Annotated in this window: 18 protein-coding genes and 1 rRNA gene; 10 read left to right on the top strand and 9 right to left on the bottom strand. The window is 61.3% G+C overall.

What is annotated here, in order from left to right:
• The 6 genes from BM116_RS12340 to urtA form a co-directional block, all read right to left on the bottom strand.
• A 16S ribosomal RNA gene (locus BM116_RS12340) occupies positions 1-167 on the bottom strand; the annotation flags it as partial.
• Positions 168-782: 615 nt separating this feature from the next.
• The gene (urtE, locus tag BM116_RS12335; RefSeq protein WP_083724835.1) at positions 783-1,472 is read right to left on the bottom strand and encodes an urea ABC transporter ATP-binding subunit UrtE; all 690 of its coding nucleotides are present in this window, start codon (positions 1,470-1,472) and stop codon (positions 783-785) included.
• 18 nt (positions 1,473-1,490) lie between these two features.
• Positions 1,491-2,231: an urea ABC transporter ATP-binding protein UrtD gene (urtD, locus tag BM116_RS12330; RefSeq protein WP_083724837.1), complete on the bottom strand. Its 741-nt coding sequence runs from the start codon at positions 2,229-2,231 to the stop codon at positions 1,491-1,493.
• Complete coding sequence (gene urtC / locus BM116_RS12325; RefSeq protein WP_083724839.1) at positions 2,228-3,367, bottom strand: urea ABC transporter permease subunit UrtC; 1,140 nt, start codon at positions 3,365-3,367, stop codon at positions 2,228-2,230. The genes urtD and urtC overlap by 4 nt, the downstream gene beginning before the upstream one ends.
• A gap of 27 nt (positions 3,368-3,394) precedes the next feature.
• Positions 3,395-4,318 carry an urea ABC transporter permease subunit UrtB gene (urtB, locus tag BM116_RS12320; protein WP_083724841.1) on the bottom strand — a complete coding sequence of 308 codons (924 nt, stop codon included), beginning with the start codon at positions 4,316-4,318 and terminating at the stop codon, positions 3,395-3,397.
• Between the two features lie 73 nt (positions 4,319-4,391).
• On the bottom strand, positions 4,392-5,552 hold the full coding sequence (gene urtA, locus BM116_RS12315; protein ID WP_211276250.1) for an urea ABC transporter substrate-binding protein: 1,161 nt from the start codon (positions 5,550-5,552) through the stop codon (positions 4,392-4,394).
• A 534-nt stretch (positions 5,553-6,086) separates the two neighbouring features.
• Here urtA and fmdA point away from each other — a divergent pair.
• The 5 genes from fmdA to BM116_RS12290 all read left to right on the top strand — a co-directional run bounded on the left by fmdA (position 6,087) and on the right by BM116_RS12290 (position 11,519).
• Positions 6,087-7,316 carry a formamidase gene (gene fmdA / locus BM116_RS12310; RefSeq protein WP_083724845.1) on the top strand — a complete coding sequence of 410 codons (1,230 nt, stop codon included), beginning with the start codon at positions 6,087-6,089 and terminating at the stop codon, positions 7,314-7,316.
• The gene (locus BM116_RS12305) at positions 7,258-7,710 is read left to right on the top strand and encodes an FmdB family zinc ribbon protein (protein ID WP_328586207.1); all 453 of its coding nucleotides are present in this window, start codon (positions 7,258-7,260) and stop codon (positions 7,708-7,710) included. Before fmdA ends, BM116_RS12305 begins: the two co-directional genes overlap by 59 nt.
• A 104-nt stretch (positions 7,711-7,814) precedes the next feature.
• Positions 7,815-9,404: a sigma-54-dependent Fis family transcriptional regulator gene (locus tag BM116_RS12300; protein ID WP_083724849.1), complete on the top strand. Its 1,590-nt coding sequence runs from the start codon at positions 7,815-7,817 to the stop codon at positions 9,402-9,404.
• Between the two features lie 32 nt (positions 9,405-9,436).
• Positions 9,437-10,483 carry an aliphatic amidase gene (locus BM116_RS12295; RefSeq protein WP_083724851.1) on the top strand — a complete coding sequence of 349 codons (1,047 nt, stop codon included), beginning with the start codon at positions 9,437-9,439 and terminating at the stop codon, positions 10,481-10,483.
• 4 nt (positions 10,484-10,487) lie between these two features.
• On the top strand, positions 10,488-11,519 hold the full coding sequence (locus tag BM116_RS12290; protein ID WP_083724853.1) for an AAA family ATPase: 1,032 nt from the start codon (positions 10,488-10,490) through the stop codon (positions 11,517-11,519).
• Positions 11,520-11,575: 56 nt separating this feature from the next.
• Here BM116_RS12290 and BM116_RS12285 read toward each other — a convergent pair whose 3' ends face one another.
• From BM116_RS12285 to rpmE, 3 genes are all read right to left on the bottom strand, one after another.
• The gene (locus tag BM116_RS12285; RefSeq protein ID WP_083724855.1) at positions 11,576-12,838 is read right to left on the bottom strand and encodes a malic enzyme-like NAD(P)-binding protein; all 1,263 of its coding nucleotides are present in this window, start codon (positions 12,836-12,838) and stop codon (positions 11,576-11,578) included.
• Between the two features lie 130 nt (positions 12,839-12,968).
• Positions 12,969-13,787: a thermonuclease family protein gene (locus tag BM116_RS12280; RefSeq protein WP_235846747.1), complete on the bottom strand. Its 819-nt coding sequence runs from the start codon at positions 13,785-13,787 to the stop codon at positions 12,969-12,971.
• 27 nt (positions 13,788-13,814) lie between these two features.
• Positions 13,815-14,027: a 50S ribosomal protein L31 gene (gene rpmE / locus BM116_RS12275; RefSeq protein WP_083724859.1), complete on the bottom strand. Its 213-nt coding sequence runs from the start codon at positions 14,025-14,027 to the stop codon at positions 13,815-13,817.
• Positions 14,028-14,248: 221 nt separating this feature from the next.
• Here rpmE and BM116_RS12270 point away from each other — a divergent pair, with 221 nt between their 5' ends.
• From BM116_RS12270 to hslU, 5 genes are all read left to right on the top strand, one after another.
• On the top strand, positions 14,249-16,465 hold the full coding sequence (locus BM116_RS12270; protein WP_083724861.1) for a primosomal protein N': 2,217 nt from the start codon (positions 14,249-14,251) through the stop codon (positions 16,463-16,465).
• 459 nt (positions 16,466-16,924) lie between these two features.
• Complete coding sequence (argS, locus tag BM116_RS12265; protein WP_083724863.1) at positions 16,925-18,670, top strand: arginine--tRNA ligase; 1,746 nt, start codon at positions 16,925-16,927, stop codon at positions 18,668-18,670.
• A gap of 5 nt (positions 18,671-18,675) precedes the next feature.
• Positions 18,676-19,239 carry an SPOR domain-containing protein gene (locus BM116_RS12260; protein WP_083724865.1) on the top strand — a complete coding sequence of 188 codons (564 nt, stop codon included), beginning with the start codon at positions 18,676-18,678 and terminating at the stop codon, positions 19,237-19,239.
• A gap of 131 nt (positions 19,240-19,370) precedes the next feature.
• Positions 19,371-19,901: an ATP-dependent protease subunit HslV gene (hslV, locus tag BM116_RS12255; protein ID WP_083724867.1), complete on the top strand. Its 531-nt coding sequence runs from the start codon at positions 19,371-19,373 to the stop codon at positions 19,899-19,901.
• A 17-nt stretch (positions 19,902-19,918) separates the two neighbouring features.
• Complete coding sequence (gene hslU / locus BM116_RS12250) at positions 19,919-21,259, top strand: ATP-dependent protease ATPase subunit HslU (protein ID WP_083724869.1); 1,341 nt, start codon at positions 19,919-19,921, stop codon at positions 21,257-21,259.
• The last annotated feature ends 75 nt before the right edge of the window (positions 21,260-21,334 follow it).

Raw genomic sequence — 21,334 nt, 5'->3', positions numbered from 1 at the left:
TAGCGTTCCTTTCGAAACGTTGTCCCCCACTACCAGGCAGATTCCTAGGCATTACTCACCCGTCCGCCGCTCTCAAGAAGAAGCAAGCTCCTTCTCTACCGCTCGACTTGCATGTGTTAGGCCTGCCGCCAGCGTTCAATCTGAGCCATGATCAAACTCTTCAGTTAAATACTGATTGGGTTTTGAGAAAACCCTAAACTTGGCTCAGCTTTACAAAAAACTCGTGAATTCACGAAGTTACTTGCTAGGCTGATAATCTTTTTGATCATCGAGCACATTCAGCAAGCACCCACACGAATTACTTGATTCAAATTGTTAAAGAGCGATTCGGTCAGCGTTTCCGCCTAACCAAGGCCGCGCATTCTACGCTAACCTCATGTTCCGTCAAGCATTTTTTTTGAAGTTTTTAACCACTTCAAAACCCGCTTGATCGACCCGAATATGCTTTCGCTTTCCGGGTCAGGGAGGCGCATTCTACAGCATCAAACCCCGCTGTCAACACCTTCCAAACAACCCGATGAGAACCTCTCATCTCACTCAAAATGGCGTCTTTCGAACAACCCTTTCGAGGCGGCGCATTCTACGCCATCCTGCCGGACTGTCAAGCCTCAAAATTAAGCTAACTTATTGATTAATAAGCGCTTTACCTGAGGCGTCCTGCCCGGCAAGGAGGCGAATTATAGGCCCGTGAGTTTTGCCGTCAAGCGCTATTTTCAGCCGAGCATAAAAAACCCCGGCTTTGCTTACGCAAAGCCGGGGTTTGCCCTGCAAGGGGCAGGCAATCAGACTGACAGATAACGACTGATATGGTCCTTGTCGATCTGCTCACCTACCGCCTCATGGACAATCTTGCCCTTATCAATCACCAGCATGCGATCAGCCACCGCCAGAGCAAAGCTCAGTACCTGCTCGGAGACGACAATGCTGATCTTGCGCAGCTGCTTGATCTCATTCAGCGTGGTTGCCAACTGCTTGATGATCGACGGCTGAATCCCCTCTGTTGGCTCATCCAGCAACAGGATCTTCGGATCTGCCGCCAGCGCGCGACCAATTGCCAGCTGCTGTTGCTGTCCGCCGGACAGGTTACCCGCCTTGCGGTGGCGCATTTCCAGTAGCACCGGAAACAGCTCATAGATGTCATCCGGCACCTTGCGCCGCCCGGTGACCTCCAGGCCAGCCATGATGTTCTCCTCTACCGTCAGGGTCGGAAACACCATCCGCCCTTGCGGCACATATGCAACGCCACTGGCCACCCGCTGATAGGACTGCAGCTTCGACAACTCCTTGCTGTTGAAGGTGATCTCCCCGCCACTGCAGGGGATCATGCCGATCAGAGACTTGAACAGCGTGGTCTTGCCCATGCCGTTGCGGCCCATGATGGCAACCGTTTCGTTTTCGCCGACATCCAGGTCGATACCGTGGATGACCTCACTCATGCCATAACTGACTCGCAGATCGCGTACATTCAGCATGTTCATGCTCCTTTGCAGTTAGTGGCCGAGGTAAACCTCGATGACCTTTTCGTTTGCCTGAACCTCGTCCATCTTGCCTTCAGCCAGCAACTTGCCCTGATGGAGAACGGTCACCCGGTGGGCGATGTCTTTTACGAAGTCCATATCGTGCTCAATCACAATCACCGAGCGGTTCTGGCTGATGCGCCCGAGCAGCTCCGCAGTGGCCTCGCGCTCGGAGACGCTCATTCCCGCCACCGGCTCGTCCAGCATCAGCAGCTCCGGGTCCTGAATCAGCAACATGCCGATTTCCAGCCACTGCTTCTGACCGTGACTGAGCAAACCTGCGCTAGTGTCCAGTCGATCACTCAAGAAGATATCCTCGGCGACCGCCATCACCCGCGCATTCACCTCATCGGTCACCTTGAAGAACAGACTGCCGAACACGTTTCGCCCTTTTGGGTACGACAACTCCAGGTTCTCGCGCACCGTCAGGTTTTCGTAGATGGACGGCGTCTGGAACTTGCGCCCGACCCCGGCCTTAACGATGTCGTGCTCAACCAGCTTGGTCAGCTCGGTATCCTTGAACTTGATCGAGCCGGCGGAGGCTTTGGTCTTGCCGCAGATCAGATCCAGCAGCGTGGTCTTGCCCGCACCGTTCGGGCCGATCACAACGCGCACCTCATTACGTTCGACATAGAGGTTCAGGCCGTCGACCGCCTTGAAACCATCAAAGGAGACAGTCAGATCTTCGATGGCCAGCAGAATGGGAGAAGTCATGAGCGCGCCTCCTGTGCAACCGACTTGTCTTGGTCAGCCGCCGCCTGCTTGCGCGAGAACAGCTTGGCGACCTGCGGGCGGACATAGTCTTCGTAGATACCGGCCAGGCCCTGCGGGAACAGCAGCACCACGCCGATGAACAGCGCCCCCATGAAGACAATCCACAGCTGCGGGAAGCTTTCCGACAGCAGTGTCTTGGCCAGGTTGACCAGCAACGCACCGTACACCGCGCCGATCAGCGACAGGCGCCCACCAACCGCGCAGAAGATCACCATCTCGATCGATGCGACGGTGCCGACAAAGGACGGCGACATGAAGCCAACCTGCAGTGCAAACATCGCACCGCCGATTGCGGAGAACACCCCGGCCAGGGCAAACACGAAGATCTTGATATTGGCGACGTCGTAGCCAGAAAAGCGCACCCGGTCTTCCTGGTCGCGCATGGCGATCAGCAGCTTGCCGTAACGGCTGTTGAGCACAAACTGGCCTACCAGCAGACAAGCGATCAGCAAGATGCAGCAGAGGAAATACAGCAGGTACTTGGCACTGTCTGGGCGAATGTCCCACCCCAGCAAAGTGCGCAAGTCGGTAATGCCGTTGATGCCACCGGTATAACCTTGCTGGCCAATGATCAGAATGGTCGCGATGGAGGCAATGGCCTGGGTGATGATCGCAAAGTACACCCCGCCCACCCGGCGCTTGAACATTGCCGCGCCAATCAGGAAGGCGAACAGCGCCGGCACCGTCATGATCAACAAAATAGTCAGCGTCAGGCTGTGGAACGGCATCCAACCCAGCGGCAGCTCGGTGATCTGGTTCCAGTCCATGAAGTCCGGAATACCCGGTGTACTTTGAATGGATGTGTTCTCAGGGCTGGATGCCTCCAGCTTGAGGAACATGGCCATGCAGTAGCCGCCAATCCCGAAAAACACCCCCTGCCCCAGACTGAGAATCCCGCCGTAGCCCCAACAGAGCACCAGGCCAACCGCAACGAAGGCGTAGGTCAGGTATTTACCCACCAGATTCAGACGGAAGATATCCAGCGTCAGCGGCAGAATCACCATGAGCAGGACGGCCAGCGCGAGCAACTGCAGCAAGCGTTGCCGCCCCCCAAAAGCTGCTATCCATTTTTCCATATCAATAACCTCCAGCCAGCGCGCCGCTCAGCGACGCACCTTGCTTGCAAAGAGTCCCTGGGGACGGAACATCAGAATGGCTACCACCGTGAGCAAGGTGATCACCTTGGCCATGGAGCCACTAAGGAAGAACTCGAGAATCGACTGCGACTGAGCAATACCAAACGCCGAAACCACAGTGCCGAACAGGCTGGCTGCGCCGCCGAAGACCACCACCAGGAAGGTGTCGACGATGTACAGGGAGCCGGTAGTCGGGCCAGTCGAAGCGATCGTGGTAAAGGCGGCACCGGCGACGCCGGCAATACCGCAACCCAGCGCAAAGGTGAAACGGTCAACCCGCTGGGTGTTGATACCCGCAGCGTTTGCCATCATGCGATTCTGAGTCGTAGCGCGCACCTTGATGCCCCAGCGCGAGCGGTAGAGCAGGATGACCACCAGCACAGTCATCAGCGCAGTGATGCCCATGACGAACAAGCCATTGAGTGGAATATCGATGATGTCGGTCGGCGCCCAGGAGCCCATCAGCCAATCAGGCATGACGACGCTGACTTCACGCGGACCAAAGGTAGAACGATAGATCTGCTGCATGATCAGCCCCAGCCCCCAAGTGGCCAGCAGCGTATCCAGCGGGCGCGAATAGAGCCGCCTGATCAACAGCATCTCGACCAGGTAGCCGAGGATGAAAGTCCCAACAAACGCCAGCACGACGGCCAGCGGAAAATAAAACTGCTGCATCCAGGGCCAGGTTTCAGTGGCCAACTTGGAAACCATCCAGGTGATGTAGGCGCCCAGCGTAAGAAACTCACCATGGGCCATGTTGATGACGCCCATCTGCCCGAAGATGATCGCCAGCCCGAGGGCCATTAACAGAAAGACGCAGAACAGACTCAAGCCACTGAATCCCTGCATCACGAAAATGGCCATGAGCTCCTGACTAGAATATCCGCCCATAATTGCTCTCCTCGACTTCGGACGGGTGCGGCCCAGCGGACCGCACCCTGTTGCATCACTTCAAACGGACGTCTTACTGGTAACCTTCCGGGAAGGGGTTCGGCTCGATCAGGTCTGACTCGTAAACCACAGTGGCCTGGCCGTCAGCGCCCCATTGACCAACCCGCAGCTTGCTCCACAGGTGATGGTTCGGGTGAATGCGCACGTAGCCTTCCGGTGCAGTGGTCAGCTCGATTTCAGCAGAGGCTTCAGCCACGGCATCAACGTCGAAGCTACCGGCCTTCTCGACAGCGGCTTTCCACAGCCACGGACCGAGGTAGGCAGCCTGAGTTACGTCACCGATGACGCTGTCTTCACCCCAGCGCTCTTTGAACGCTTCGACGAAGGCCTGGTTGTTTTCGTTGTCCAGCGACTGGAAGTACTTCATCGCGGAGTAGAAACCTTCCATGTTCTCGCCACCGATACCCAGCACTTCGTCTTCGGTCACGGAGATGGTCATGATGGTCTGGCGGTCGGCGGTGATACCGGCTGCGTTGAGCTGTTTCCACCAGGCGACGTTGGAGCCACCAACAATGCTGGAGTAAACGACGTCAGGCTTTTTCAGACGGATCTTGTTGATCAGCGAACCGAAGTTGGTGTTGCCCAGCGGGTAGTACTCCTCGCCCACTACCTCACCACCGAGTACGTCTTCAATGTGCTTGCGCGCGATCTTGTTGGAGGTACGTGGCCAGATGTAGTCGGAACCAACCAGGTAGAAGGTTTTGGCGTCCTTCTCTTCGGCAATCCAGTCCAGGCCGGCGATGATCTGCTGGGTGGCTTCCTGGCCTGTGTAGATTACGTTCTTGGACTGCTCCAGCCCTTCATAGAAAGTCGGGTAGTAGAGCATGCCGTTTTCTTTCTCGAAGACCGGCAGTACGGCTTTGCGCGAGGCAGAGGTCCAGCAGCCGAACACGGCCGCTACGCTGTCCTGCACCAGCAGCTTGCGGGCTTTCTCGGCGAAGGTCGGCCAGTCACTGGCGCCGTCTTCCTGGATGATCTCGATCTGACGACCCAGCACACCACCCATCGCGTTGATCTGCTCAATGGCGAGCATCTCTGCTTCTACCGAACCGGTCTCACTGATCGCCATGGTGCCGGTAATCGAGTGGAGAATACCTACCTTAACTGTGTCATCAGTCACGGCCAGCCCAGTGGTATTGACCTCAGCCGTCGGCATGTCTGCGGCGCCGGCCATGCTGGCCAGGCCCAGGCCTGTGCCCAGAGCCAGACCGATCAGACCGCGCTTCCAGGCCGGCTTGCTGCGTTTTGAGTCTTGCATAGGGTGAATCTCCTTGATGTGGGTAGAACTGGCTGGCAAGCCTCTCTCCCCGGCCTGCCTTGCCTGTCATCAAGCCCTACAGCAACCACTGTGCCAGCGTCTCAGGCTGCGCACTGTCAAACCGCCATCGCATGCAAAAAAGCCTTGTAGATCAAACCACTGCGTAGCTGTATCAAAATCTTCCGGGCGCTGGCCGGCGGCCAATGTCAAACAGCGCGAGGGCACAATGACAATCTGCACCTGACATTGTCATGACAATGTCCAGCCGCGCCCCATGACATTGTCAAACACGCCCGCCTCATTGCCTGACAATGCGCAGCAAAATATCGATAAGCCGTTGATATAAAACGATTAATAAAAACAAAACAAAGCTGGCACGGCTTCTGCTCAAGAGAACTGCACGGGTCACCCACGGACCCAACTCATCACCCAAGCAGAGGATTCGCTGTCATGGCAGAAACACTGATCAAGATCGACCTGAGCAAAAGCCCTCAGGAGCACGACAACATCCATAACCGCTGGCACCCGGACGTGCCCATGGTGGCAACGGTCAAGCCCGGCTCGGACTTTATTGTCGAGTGCATGGACTGGACGGGCGGCCAGATCGGCAACAACGACAGTGCCGAAGACGTGCGCGATGTTGACCTGAGCAAGGTGCATTATCTCAGCGGCCCAATTGCCGTCGAGGGCGCCGAGCCGGGCGACCTGCTGGTCGTGGACATTCTCGACATCGGCGCCTTTGCCGATCAGATGTGGGGCTTCAACGGCGTGTTCGCCAAGGAAAATGGCGGCGGCTTCCTCACCGAACACTACCCGGAAGCACGCAAGACCATCTGGGACTTCAACGGCATCTATACCAAGTCACGTCATATTCCGGGCGTCGAGTTCATCGGCCTGATGCACCCGGGCCTGATCGGCTGCCTGCCGTCACAGGAACTGCTGGACGAATGGAATACCCGCGAGCAGGCGCTGATCGACACCGACCCCAATCGCGTGCCGGGGCTGGCCAATCCGCCCTACGCACCGACTGCGCACGTTGGCCGCGCTACCGGCGATGCGGCGACCAAGGTCGCCAGCGAAGGTGCCCGTACCGTTCCGCCGCGCGAACACGGCGGTAACTGTGACATCAAGGACCTGACCAAGGGTTCGCGCGTGTTCTTCCCGGTCTACGTCAAGGGCGGCGGGCTGTCGATGGGCGACCTGCACTTCTCCCAGGGCGATGGCGAAATCACCTTCTGCGGCGCCATCGAGATGGCCGGCTGGATCCACATTCGCGTCAACATCATCAAGGACGGCTGCAAGAAGTACGGCGTGAAGAACCCGATCTTCCAGCCCAGCGACATGGCGCCGAGCTATAAGAAGCACCTGATCTTCGAAGGTATCTCGGTCGACGAGAGCGGCAAGCAGCACTACCTGGACGCCCACGTGGCCTACCGCCAGGCCTGCCTGAACGCCATCGAGTATCTGAAGAAGTTTGGCTACAGCGGCGCCCAGGCTTACTCGCTGCTGGGTACGGCGCCGGTTCAGGGCCACATCAGCGGCATCGTCGACGTGCCCAACGTGTGCGCCACCATCTGGATTCCGACCGAGATCTTCGACTTCGACATCATGCCCAGCGCCGATGGCCCAACCATCGCGGTCGATAGCCCCGAGGTTCCGACTGCCCTCTGGAAAGGTTGATAGCACATCAGTGGCCCGCACCAGCATGGGCGGGCCACGTACCCTGTTCCGCCCTTTTCGGGAGCAAAAAATGCCTCTATACGATTTTGAATGTGACGCCTGCGGGCCTTTTGAGGCCCTGCTGCCCAGCAGCGAACGCAACCTGCCACGGGCTTGCCCGGTGTGCGAACAACCCATGCAGCGCCGGCTCAGCGCCCCGCGCCTGCAGACTCTCAGCGCGCATCAGCGCAAGGCCCATGAGACCAACGAGCGCAGCGCGCACGCGCCGCGTGTCAACCACGGGCACAGTTGTTGCAGCTCCGGAAGCTGCCAGCACACCAAACGCAAGGAGGGAGAACCTCCTACCCTCAAACAACAGTCTGGTCCACGACGACCCTGGATGATCAGCCACTAATACCGCCCAGGTATCCAGTACAGCGATGACAGGTCGCGTGGATTTTGGCCAACGCGGAGGACCTGCTCATCTTGAACGTCACTCAGGAACGGACGGCCCAACAGATGATGAAGCGCGAACTGATCGTCATTCTGGAGATGGCCAAACTGCTGGAAAAGCCACTCGATGCCCCGCGCACCATTCAGGGCATCCTGCGTCTGCTGTCCCAGCTGTATGGTCTGAACTGCGGACGGGTGAGCCTGCCCGACCCCGGCTCCAAGACGCTGCAGGTGAAATACGCCTACGGCCTGGCACCAGAGGACCTCAAGGCCGGGCGCTTCAATCTGGACATCAACCAGGGCGTAACCGGTTACGTCATGCGTACCGGCTCCATTGGCCTGGTGCCCGACGTCAACAACGAGCCGCTATTTGTCCGCCGCATCACCGAACTCTCACACCACAGCGGCGGCCGCATGGCCTTTATTGCCGTGCCGATTCTGGAATCGGGCACCCCCATCGGCGTGCTGTCGGTACAGCGCGAGGGCATGCACGAGCGCCCCTTCGATGAAGACATCAGCCTGCTGCGGGTCGCCGCGTCGATGATCGGCCAGGTGCTGCGCATTCACCAGTTTGTGGTGGATCAGACCGAGCACCTGGTGAAAGAGAATCAGAGCTTGCGTCACAGCATCGCCATCGAAGGCATGGTCAAGCAAAGCCTCGCCCACGGCATTCTTGGCAGCAGCCCGGCGCTGATGGATGCCGTGCGCTCGACCATTCAGGTGGCCCACAGCGATGCGCCGGTAATGCTGCTCGGCGAGTCGGGTACCGGCAAGGAAAAGTTCGCGCGGATGATCCACCAGCAAAGCGACCGCCGGGAAAAGCCCTTTATCTGCATCAACTGTGCGGCCATCCCGGCGGACCTGCTGGAGTCCGAACTGTTCGGCCACACCAAGGGCGCCTTTACCGGCGCGTCGCAGAACAAGCAGGGCAAGATCGTCCAGGCCGACGGCGGCACGCTGTTTCTCGACGAGATCGGTGACATGCCCCTGTCGCTGCAGGCCAAGTTGCTGCGCGTGTTGCAGGAGAAGAAGGTCGATCCGATTGGCAGCCACGACTCCATCTCGGTGGACTTTCGCGTGATCACCGCCACCCACGTCAACCTGCAGGCCTCGGTCAACCAGGGCGCCTTCCGCCTCGACCTGTTCTACCGCCTGCATGTGGTGCCGGTGCACCTGCCGCCGCTGCGTGAGCGCCAGGAAGATATTCGCCAACTGGCGCTGCATTTTCTCAACGAACTGAACCATCACTACGAGCGCAACTGGAGCCTGGCGCCCGAAGCTTTCTCGGTGCTGGAGAGCTTCGCCTGGCCGGGCAATATCCGCCAGTTGCAGAACGTACTGGAGCGCGCCGCGCTGACCAGCGAACAGGAGCTGCTGGAGGCCGACAAGCTGCGTCAGGCGCTGGCCTCGGAAAGCGCCATCACCATTCCCGGCAACCGCCAGCCCGCGCCGGCAGTGACAGAGGAAGCTGCCGACAGCGAGCCACCGCGCCAATACGGCCGCGCCTACAACTGGGTCCAGGAGGACGAGGCCGACCGCATCCGCGCCATGCTCTCGCAGACCAACAACAACCAGTCTGAAGCCGCCCGGCGCCTGAACATCAGCCTGCGGCAATTGCGCTATCGGGTCGACAAGCTCGGCATCAGCCGTAACTGACCCGCCACTCAACCCAAGCGAAGGAGTTACCCATGCGTCACGGAGATATTTCCAGCAGTCCCGATACAGTCGGGGTAGCCGTCGTCAACTACAAGATGCCGCGCCTGCACACCCGCGAGGAGGTGCTCGATAACGCGCAGAAAATTGCCGACATGATCATCGGCATGAAACAGGGCCTGCCCGGCATGGACCTGGTGGTGTTCCCCGAGTACAGCACCATGGGCATCATGTACGACGGCGACGAGATGATGGCCACGGCCACCACCGTGCCCGGTGACGAAACCCGCATTTTCAGCGAGGCCTGCAAGAAGGCCAACACCTGGGGCATCTTCTCGCTGACCGGCGAGCGCCACGAAGAGCACCCAAACAAAGCGCCCTACAACACGCTGATACTGATCAATGACCAGGGAGAGATCGTGCAGAAGTATCGCAAGTGCATCCCCTGGTGCCCTATTGAGGGCTGGTATCCGGGCGATCGCACCTACGTCAGCGAAGGCCCCAAGGGCATGAAGATCAGCCTGATCATCTGCGACGACGGTAACTACCCGGAGATCTGGCGCGACTGCGCAATGAAGGGCGCCGAGCTGATCGTGCGCTGTCAGGGCTACATGTACCCGGCCAAAGACCAGCAGGTGATGATGGCCAAGACCATGGCCTGGGCCAACAACTGCTATGTGGCAGTAGCCAACGCCACCGGCTTCGATGGCGTCTACAGCTACTTTGGCCACTCCGCGATCATCGGCTTCGACGGCCGCACCCTCGGCGAATGCGGCGAAGAAGACATGGGCGTGCAGTACGCACAGCTGTCGGTCTCGCAGATCCGCGATGCGCGCGCCAACGACCAGTCGCAGAACCACCTGTTCAAGCTGCTGCACCGCGGCTACACCGGCATGTACAACTCCGGCGACGGCGACCGCGGCGTAGCCGATTGTCCTTTCGACTTCTATCGCACCTGGGTGATGGATGCCGAGAAGGCGCGCGACAACGTTGAGGCGATGACCCGCAAAACCATTGGTGTCGCAGATTGCCCGGTAGGCGAGCTGCCGCACCCCGGCCGCGAACGCGAAGCCGGCGTCTGAGGCCATGCCATTCATCAACGAGCTGCTGGCCGACAACCAGCAGCACAACCTGCGCGAGGCGCCGCGTACCCGCACCTCGCGCTTCGACTTTGAACCCGAGGCCATTGCCCAGCGCCTGCAGCAGCGCATTCTCGGTCAGCCGCAGGCGCTGGCCGAGATTGTCGGCAGCCTGGCCGTGGTCAAGGCAGAGCTGGGCGATCCGCGCCGGCCGCTGGGTGTATTTTTGCTGCTGGGCCCCACTGGTGTTGGCAAAACCGAGACCGTGCGGCTGATCGCCGAGGCGATCCACGGGCGCGCCGACGCCCTGTGCCGCATCGACATGAACACCCTGGCTCAAGAGCACTACGCCGCCTCGCTGACTGGCGCCCCGCCGGGCTATGTCGGCAGCAAGGAAGGCACCACCCTGTTTGACCGCGAGGCCATCGAGGGCCGCTTTGGCCAGCCCGGCATCGTCCTGTTCGATGAGCTGGAAAAGGCCAGCGACCCGGTCATTCGCGCGCTGATGAACATTCTCGACAACGGCCAGCTGCGTCTGAGTGCCGGCAACATCACACTGGATTTTCGCAACAGCCTGATCTTTCTCACCAGTAACCTGGGCGCCCAGGCAGCCCAGCGCCTGGAGCAGGGCTGGGGGCGGCTACTACCACAAGGCTGGCGCCAGCAGCTACAGCAACGCCGGCAAACCCGCGCGCTGCACAGCCGCTTTGACCCGGAATTCATCAACCGCATGGACCACCGCATCAGTTATCAGCCATTGGGCGGTGACCAGCTCGATCAACTGGTCTCACTGTCGCTGGAGCAGCTCAACCTGCGGCTGGCACGCCATCAGGTTCAGCTGGCACTCAGCCCGGCACTGCGTCAGCACCTGGCCAGCAAGGGCTACGACCGCCGCTTTGGCGCCCGCGCCATGGCGCGCACCTTTCGCCAGGAGCTGGAGCCGGCACTGGCGCGCAGCCTGTTGCAGCACTCGCCCAGCGCCGGTTCGCTGCTGCGCGCCGACCTGCAGCGGGGGCAGGTGACGATTTCAGGGGACTAAAATGCAGGCAACAAAAAACCCGCCGAAGCGGGTTTTTTGGTTCAGCACAGCGCCGTTCAGATGCAGTCTTCGACCGACTTGAGCGGGTAGTGCGCCGGGTACGGCAGGGTCGCTACGCCAGAGTCGATGGCAGCCTGGGCTACAGCAGCCGGCACCTTCTCGATCAGACGGACGTCCATCGGCTTGGGAATGATGTACTCACGACCAAACTCCAACTTGATGCCGCCGTACGCCTGGGAGATGTACTCCGGCACCGGCTCTTTGGCCAGCTCGCGGATCGCGTGTACAGCAGCAATCTTCATTTCTTCGTTGATGGCGGTTGCACGAACGTCCAGCGCGCCACGGAAGATGAAGGGGAAGCCCAGAACGTTGTTGACCTGGTTCGGGTAGTCGGAACGGCCGGTGGCCATGATCACGTCGGGACGCGAAGCGTGAGCCGCAGCGGGGTCGATTTCCGGATCAGGGTTGGAGCAGGCGAATACGATCGGGTGCTCGGCCATCAGCTTCAGGTCAGCGGGCGGCAGCAGGTTCGGACCGGACAGACCAACGAACACGTCAGCGCCTTTCAGGGCGTCAGTCAGCGTGCGCTTGTCGGTCTCGGTGGCGAAGATCGCCTTGTATTCGTTCAGATCATCACGACCGGCATGGATAACGCCTTTACGGTCGAGCATGAAGATGTTTTCAGCCTTGGCACCCATGCTGACCAGCAGCTTCATACAGGCAATGGCGGCAGCGCCAGCGCCCAGGCAGACGATCTTGGCGTCTTCGATGACCTTGTCGGCCAACTCCAGCGCGTTGATCATCGCGGCTGCGGTTACGATCGCAGTCCCGTGCTGGTCATCGTGGAATACCGGAATGTCGCACTGCTCGATCAGAGCACGTTCGATTTCAAAGCACTCGGGCGCCTTGATGTCTTCCAGGTTAATGCCACCAAAGGTGCAGGAGATACGCTTAACGGTATCGATGAAGGCCTGCGGGCTTTCGGCTTCAACTTCGATGTCGAAGACATCAACGCCAGCGAAGCGCTTGAACAGAACACCCTTGCCTTCCATAACCGGCTTGCTCGCCAGCGGGCCCAGGTTACCCAGACCGAGAATGGCAGTGCCATCAGAGATAACGGCAACCAGGTTGCCCTTACCGGTGTATTTGTAGGCGTTTTCCAGATCCTTGGCGATTTCACGCACCGGTTCTGCTACACCCGGGCTGTAGGCCAGCGCCAGGTCACGCGCGGTCGCGGTCGGCTTGGTCAGTTCAACGCTCAGTTTGCCGGGGCGCGGGTTGGCGTGATAGTCGAGTGCATCAGTTCTCAAATCAGACATGGTCAATAACTTCCGGTCAGGTTGCTCATGCGGACGACGGAGAGTACATAAAAGCACTTCTACCCGCAAGGCCATTCACGAGATCAATGTCAAGGACAAAACCTTACAACTTTGAGCCATATTGACGGCGCTAAGGGGTAGTGACCATGCGCCACTGGGCCGGGTGGCGCAGGCTGATCATGTAGCGTCGAAAGCCGTCGCGCATGCCCTCACGCCCCTCGCGGTCGACCACCCAGCCACGCACCTCAAGCTGCTGGCCCACCAGACTGGCATCGGGTGCGTGATCAAAGTAATCCAGGTCACGCCGCTCCAGCCTCAGGGTCAGAGGCCCGTCCAGATCAATCCACAGGGCGTGGCGCGAGCTGGTTACCGCCGCTACTCGCCCTTGCAGCACATGAAAGCCGCCACTATCAAGCTCGTCCAGCGAGAGAACCGGCGGGTTCTGCCACAGCCCACGCCGGGCACTGCGGGCCAATTGCTCGGCAGCCTGGTGGCACTCGGCAAGCAGGTCATTCGGCGGAATCACCACCGCATAACCCAGCCCTTGGCTGAGCAGCAGCGCTTCGATACTGCGGCCCTGCTCGTCAAACAGGTAGCCAAGCGTGCGGCCATAGTGATCACGGCCGTCTTCTCCCAACGCCAACTGCAGCGGCTGATGGTCCACCAGCGTCTGCAGCGCCCGGCGCGCGGCCTGGGCGTAGGGTTCGGAGGGCGCGCCGTCACGGCCGATTTCCGGCGTGTTGATGCCGATCAGGCGCAACCGGCGCCCATCGCTCAGGCGCAGAGTATCGCCGTCGGTCACGCTGCGACTGCGCACCGGCTGCGCCTGGGCGGGCATGCTGCAGGTAGCCGGCAACGCGACGGGATCTTCGCCCTGCGCCTGCCCGCAACCCAGCAGCGAACAGGCAACAAAAAAGGCGCCCCAGAGGGACGCCTTTTTGTGTTTCACCAGAGCCATAAGGCTCGCGGAAACCGATTACTTGCTGCTGACTGCGCCGAAACGCGCCTTGAAGCGCTCGATACGTCCGCCAGTGTCCAGAACCTTCTGCTTACCGGTGTAGAACGGGTGGCAGGAGGAGCAAACGTCCAGGTGGATCGGGGCGCACAGGGTGGAACGGGTAGTGATTACCGCGCCGCAGCTGCAGGTCGCTTCGATTGTTTCGTAGTTCGGATGCACATCAGCTTTCATGAGAAAGTCCTCGGTTGGTTTGTGCCGCCACCGGATCAACCTGATCGGGCACCGCACGCAGTAGCTGTCTACCGGACCGTACCTGTCTGACGCAAAGAGCGCAAACAGACTGACCGGAAAAATAGGCCGGCGATAATAACAGAATCCGCCCACGACGCAAGCACCGCTGTTTTCCGCCCGTCGGTGTTACCATCGGCGCCACGCCCCATGGAGTGTTTTGTGTGACCGGACCCATTCTGCAAGTAGCCCTGCCCTCTCCCTTGCGCCGGCTGTTCGACTACCGCGCGCCGCGGGGCGTGGGTGCGGCCGACCTGCACATCGGGCAACGGGTTCGCGTGCCATTTGGCAAGCGCGCGATGGTCGGCCTGATTGCCGCCATCAGCGACCACTCCGAGGTGCCGGACAACCGCCTGAAGCCCGCCGAAGCCCTGCTCGACGCCACCCCAGTGCTGCCCGACAGTCTCTGGCGCCTGTGCCAGTGGACCGCGCGCTATTACCAGCACGGTCTGGGCGACACCCTGAGCGTGGCGTTGCCGGTGCTGCTGCGCCAGGGCGAGCCGGCGCTGGCGCGCCAGGATCAGCTCTGGCAACTGCTGCCCGGCGCCTACCCGGAGCACCCGGCCATCGCCCGCGCGCCCAAACAGAAGCAGGCGGTGCAGGTGCTGGCGCAACATCCACACGGGCTGTCCCATGCTCTGATCAGCCAATGGGGCCTGAGCCGCGACACCCTGAGCACGCTGGAAAGCAAGGGGCTGGTGCAACGCATTGAGCAGTCTCCGCACCACATTGCCGAGCCGCTGCCTTTATTAAGGGAGGCGCACCTCACCGCCAATGCTGAGCAGCGGGCGGCGCTGGATGCCATTCTGAATGCCGAGGGCTTTCATACCTGGCTGCTTGAGGGCGTGACCGGCAGCGGCAAGACCGAGGTCTACCTGCAGGCCATTGAGCGCTGCCTGCTGAATGGCCATCAGGCGCTGGTGCTGATCCCCGAGATTGGCCTGACGCCTCAGACCCTCAACCGCTTCCAGCAGCGCTTCAGTGCGCCGGTAGTGATTCTGCATTCCGGTCTGAATGACCGGGAGCGGCTGGACGCCTGGATTGCCGCCCGCGATGGCGAGGCGGCCATTATCATCGGCACGCGCTCGGCCATCTTTACGCCACTGGCGCGCCCCGGCCTGATCATCGTCGATGAAGAACACGACCTCTCTTATAAACAGCAGGACGGCCTGCGCTACAACGCGCGCGACCTGGCGGTGTACCGCGGGCATCTGGAGCAGGTGCCGGTGATTCTGGGCTCGGCCACACCCTCGCTGGAAAGCCTGCACAATGTGCAGCAGGGCCGCTATCAGCACCTGCGCCTGACCATTCGCGCGGGCAACGCCAAGGCGCCCTCGTTCCAGTGCCTGGATATCCGCAGCCGGCCGCTGGAAGGCGGACTGTCGCGCCCGCTGACCGATCTGGTCAGCCAGCACCTTGAGCGCGGCAATCAGGTACTGGTGTTTATCAACCGGCGCGGCTTTGCGCCCACCCTGATGTGCCACGACTGCGGCTGGATTGCCGAGTGCCGCCGCTGCGATGCGCGCATGACCGTGCACCAGTCGCCGCCCCACCTGCATTGCCACCACTGCAACAGCCAGCGCCCACTGGATCGCTGCTGCCCGAAATGCCAGAGCGAAGACCTGCGCCCGCTCGGGGCGGGCACCGAACGCACCGAAGAATTTCTCAAAGAGCGCTTTGCCGATACCACAGTGCTGCGTATCGACCGCGAAAGCATGAGCCGCAAGCGCGCCATGCAGGAGATGATGGAGATTATTCACAGCGCTCAGCCGTGCATCCTGGTCGGCACGCAGATGCTCGCCAAGGGGCATCACTTTCCCAACGTGACGCTAGTGGCCATTCTGGACGCCGATGGCGGGCTGTTTTCCGCCGACTTTCGTGGCCCCGAACGCATGGCACAGATGATCACCCAGGTTGCCGGACGCGCCGGACGCGCCGAAAAACCGGGCCAGGTGATCATCCAGACGCATATGGCCGAGCACCCGCTGCTGATCGAGCTGACCGAGCGCGGCTATCCGGCCATTGCCGAGCGCGAGCTGGCCGAGCGCGCAATCGCGCAGCTGCCACCGTACCGTTTTATGGCGCTGCTGCGCGCCGAGGCCAACCACGCCCGCGCCGCCGAGGACTTTCTGGAAGCCGCGCTGGAGCAGGCCGAAGCGCTGGTTGCCCAGCACCAACTGGCAGATATCGACCTGCTCGGCCCCGTGCCCTCCCCCATGGAACGCCGCGCCGGCCGCCACCGCGCCCAACTATTGCTGCAAGCCGCCCAGCGCTCGGCACTCCATCAACTCGTGCACATGCTGCTGCCGGCGCTCGAGCAACACCCGCTGGCGCGTAAGGTGCGCTGGTCGATTGATATTGATCCGTTGGATATGTTTTAGCAGTGACGTGAGCCTCCCAGACTCTGACAAACCGAACGCAGAGCGTGGGAACGATCAGGGCTGTTGCACTGCGTGAAGACTGCACGGACCCACTCCCCGTTTACGCGGGCGAGTAGCGCAGGGCTGACGGGAAATAGGACGGCAGCATGTCTGAGGAGCGTAGCGACGAGTTCTGCCGGCCCCCGTTAGCCCGAGCAACGCAGCGAACCCGCAGGGCCGCGTAGTCGGGTGCCCCGGGGGATCGCTAAGGGGGGCTGGGCAAGCAGCCCCCCTTGGCTCGCCGTAAAAGGCGAAAGGCTGACCAAGCGACAGCACAGAGCGCAACCAGCCCACGCAGCGCCCAATAAAGCCAGCGCAAGCCACAACAACCCGCCCCACCCGACCACAGGGTTTGGCAAGCCGCCCCATAAAACGGATAATGTCGGGTTTTCACTGGGCACCTGCCGGATACTCCTTTAAATGAAGAACCTGATCAGCCAACTGCTTGCCGACGCTGTAGACCGCCTCAAGGCCGACGGCGTATTGCCGACCGATATCGCGCCCTCCATTCAGGTCGAGAACGCGCGCGACAAGGCCCATGGCGACTTCGCCAGCAACCTGGCCATGATGCTCGCCAAGCCGGCAGGTATGAAGCCGCGCGACCTGGCTGAGAAGCTGATTACCGCGCTGCCCGCTCATCAGGCGGTGGCCTCGGTCAACATAGCCGGCCCCGGCTTTATCAACTTCTTTCAGGATGCCGGCTGGCTGGCATCACAGCTGGAGGCCGCGCTGGCCGATCCGCAGTTGAACGTGCGCGCCGACGTCGCCGCTCAACGCGTAGTCGTCGACTACTCCTCGCCCAACCTGGCGAAAGAAATGCACGTGGGCCATCTGCGCTCGACCATCATCGGCGACGCCGTGGCCCGGGTGCTTGAAGCCCTCGGCCACACGGTGATCCGTCAGAACCACGTGGGCGACTGGGGCACCCAGTTCGGCATGCTGCTGGCCTACATGGAAGAGCACAGCGTCGACGCCGAAGCCGAGCTGGGCGATCTGGAAAACTTCTACCGTCAGGCCAAAAAGCGCTTTGACGAGAGCGAAGACTTTGCCAATCGCGCGCGCCAGCGTGTGGTTGACCTGCAAGCCGGCGAGCCGAGCTGCCTTGCTCTGTGGGAGCGCTTCAACAGCATTTCGCTGGGCCACTGCCAGGCCGTCTACGACCGCCTGGGCGTCAGCCTGAGCCCGGCCGATGTGCGTGGCGAAAGCGCCTACAACGCCGATCTGCCGGGCATCGTTGCCGATCTGCGCAGCGCTGGCCTACTGACTGAAAGCGAAGGCGCGCAGTGCGTCTTCCTTGAGCAGTTCAAGAACGCCGAAGGCAACCCGCTGCCGGTTATCGTGCAAAAGGCCGGTGGCGGCTACCTGTACGCCACCACGGATCTGGCTGCCATGCGCTATCGCCAGGCCGAGCTGCAGGCCAACCGCGTACTCTACTTCGTCGACCAGCGTCAGGCCCTGCACTTCCAGCAGGTGTTCGCGGTTGCCCGCAAGGCAGGCTTTGTCTCTGCCGACATGCAGCTGGAGCACATGGGCTTCGGCACCATGAATGGCGCCGATGGCAAGCCGTTCAAGACCCGCGACGGCGGCACTGTGAAGCTGGCCGACCTGCTGGATGAAGCAGAACAGCGCGCCCTGCGCCTGGTCGAGGAGAAAAACCCGGAGCTGCCCGCCGACGAGCTGCGCAGCATCGGCTCGGCAGTGGGTATCGGTGCGGTCAAATACGCCGACCTCAGCAAACACCGCAGCAGCGACTACAGCTTCAACTTTGACCTGATGCTGAGCTTCGAGGGCAACACCGCGCCCTACATGATGTACGCCTACACCCGCGTCGCCAGCGTGTTCCGGAAGCTGGAGCGCAGCATGACCCAGCTGGACGACCTGGCCCCGCTGGCGCTGGTCGAGCCCGCCGAGACCGAGTTGGGCGCGCACCTGGCGCAGTTCAACGCCACGCTGAATTACGTTGCTCGCGAGGGCACCCCGCACGTACTCTGCACCTATCTGTACGAGCTGGCCGGTCGTTTCTCCAGCTTCTATGAGCAGTGCCCGATCCTTGCTGCCGACAGCGAGGCCCAGCGCGACAGCCGTCTGCGTCTGGCGGCGCTGACCGGCCGTACCCTCAAGCAGGGCCTGAACCTGCTGGGCATCAACACTCTGGAGCGCATGTAACCGGGATGGCAAAAGGACGCAAAGCCCCTCGCCGCGGCGCCAGCCGCGCGCAATCAGCACCACGCCGCAAAGGGATTCCCGGCTGGCTGTGGCTGGTCAGCGGCCTGGTCATCGGCCTGTTCGTTGCGTTTTTGCTGCAACTGGAGCCGGGCCGCGACAGCGTCCGGCGCAGCCCCGAGCCGCCCAAGCCAGCCACTGCGCCCGCGCAGCCGCCGGCTGACCCAAAGCCGCGCTACGACTTCTACACCCTGCTGCCCGAGTCTGAGGTGGTCGTGCCCCAGCAGCCTGCGCCCGAGGCGCCGACCACTGCCGAGCCCGAAACCAAGCCGGCGACCAGCGTGAACTACTACCTGCAGGCTGGCTCCTTCCGCCAGCGCAGCGATGCCGACCAGGTACGCGCGCAGATTCTGCTGCTGGGCATGGACGTTAAACTGGAAAACGCCACCATCAACGGCAACCAGTGGTACCGCGTGCAGGTTGGCCCCTTCGACACCCGCGACAGCCTTGATCAGGCCCAGCGCACCCTCTCGGGCAACGGCTTCAACAACCTGCTACCGCAGCAGCGCTGAGCATGCCCCACACACGGCGGGCGTTTGCCGCCCGCCGTTCTCGCGCCTTGAATTTCTGATTCACGCCCCCAGATCAGAAACTCGGCAGCGATCCTGCCGCCTTTTTTCCCACAGCCAACCAGGAGTTGCGCGTGACTACAATCGTATCCGTACGCCGGCACGGCAAGGTCGTGATCGGTGGCGACGGCCAGGTTTCCCTCGGCAACACCGTGATGAAGGGCAACGCCCGCAAGGTACGCCGCCTCTACAAGGATCAGGTGATTGCCGGTTTCGCCGGCGGTACCGCAGATGCCTTCACCCTGTTTGAACGTTTTGAGGCCCAACTGGAAAAACACCAGGGCAACCTCGTGCGCGCCGCCGTCGAGCTGGCCAAGGACTGGCGCACCGATCGCGCCCTGCGCAAGCTTGAGGCCCTGCTGGCCGTCGCCAACAAGGATGCCTCGCTGATCATCACCGGTAACGGTGACGTTATCGAACCCGAAGAGGGCCTGATCGCCATTGGTTCCGGCGGTCCTTACGCGCAATCCGCCGCGCGCGCCCTGCTGATGCACACCGAGCTGTCGGCTCGCGAGATCGTCGATACCAGCCTGAACATCGCTGGCGACATCTGCATCTATACCAATCGCAACCTGACCATCGAGGAGCTGGACGCCAATACCTGAGGCGTTCAGAGATACCCATGTCCATGACACCCCGCGAGATCGTGCACGAGCTGGACCGCCACATTATCGGCCAGCAGGATGCCAAGCGCGCCGTCGCCATCGCCCTGCGTAACCGCTGGCGCCGTCAGCAGCTGCCCGAGGCACTGCGCAATGAAGTAACCCCCAAGAACATTCTGATGATCGGCCCGACCGGCGTCGGCAAGACCGAAATCGCCCGTCGCCTGGCCAAACTGGCGCAGGCGCCCTTCATCAAGGTTGAAGCGACCAAGTTCACCGAAGTTGGCTACGTTGGCCGCGACGTCGAGTCCATCGTGCGCGATCTGGTGGATGCTGCGATCAAGCTGCTGCGTGAGCAGGAAATGACCAAGGTGCGCTACCGCGCCGAAGACGCCGCCGAGGAACGCATCCTCGATGCCCTGCTGCCCGGCGCCCGCCCGGCGACCGGCGATCAGCCCGAGCGCACCGACAGCAGCACCCGTCAGCTGTTCCGCAAACGTCTGCGCGAGGGTGAGCTGGACGATAAGGACATCGACATTGAAGTGGCCGACGCCCCGGCCGGCATTGAAATCATGACCCCGCCGGGCATGGAAGAGATGACCAGCCAGCTGCAGAACATGTTCTCCAACCTGGGCAAGGGCAAGAAGAAAACCCGCACGCTCAAGGTCCGCGACGCGCTCAAGCTGGTCCGCGACGAAGAAGCCGCGCGCCTGGTCAACGAAGACGACCTGAAAACCCGCGCTATTGCCGCGGTTGAGCAGAACGGTATTGTCTTCCTTGACGAGATCGACAAGGTCAGCAAGCGCGCCGACAGTGGCGGCGGTGCCGACGTGTCCCGCGAGGGTGTACAGCGCGATCTGCTGCCGCTGATCGAAGGCTGCACGGTCAACACCAAGTTTGGCATGGTTAAAACCGACCACATCCTGTTCATCGCCTCCGGCGCCTTCCACCTGACCAAGCCGTCGGACCTGATCCCGGAGCTGCAGGGCCGTTTGCCGATTCGCGTTGAGCTGCAATCGCTGACCCCGAGCGATTTCGAACGCATTCTGACCGAGCCCGATGCGTCACTGAGCGAACAGTACCGCGCCCTGATGGCCACCGAGGAGCTGAACATCGAGTTTGCCCCCGATGCCATCAGCCGCCTGGCCGAGATTGCCTGGCAGGTGAACGAGAAGACCGAAAACATCGGCGCCCGTCGCCTGCACACGGTGCTCGAACGCCTGCTGGAAGAAATCTCCTTCAGCGCCGGCGATCTGGCCGCCAAACACGAAACTCAGCCGCTGGTCATCGACGCCGCGTACGTGGACAGCCACCTGGGTGAGCTGGCGGTCAACGAAGACCTGTCGCGGTATATTCTTTAAACCCAAGCCACAAGCTTCAAGCGGCAAGCTGCAAGCCGGTCGAGCACTGGCAGCTTGAAGCTTGAAGCTTCAAGC

This window comes from Halopseudomonas pachastrellae (genome assembly GCF_900114765.1).
Taxonomy (GTDB): domain Bacteria; phylum Pseudomonadota; class Gammaproteobacteria; order Pseudomonadales; family Pseudomonadaceae; genus Halopseudomonas; species Halopseudomonas pachastrellae.
This window is presented reverse-complemented; position numbering and strand designations above follow the sequence as displayed.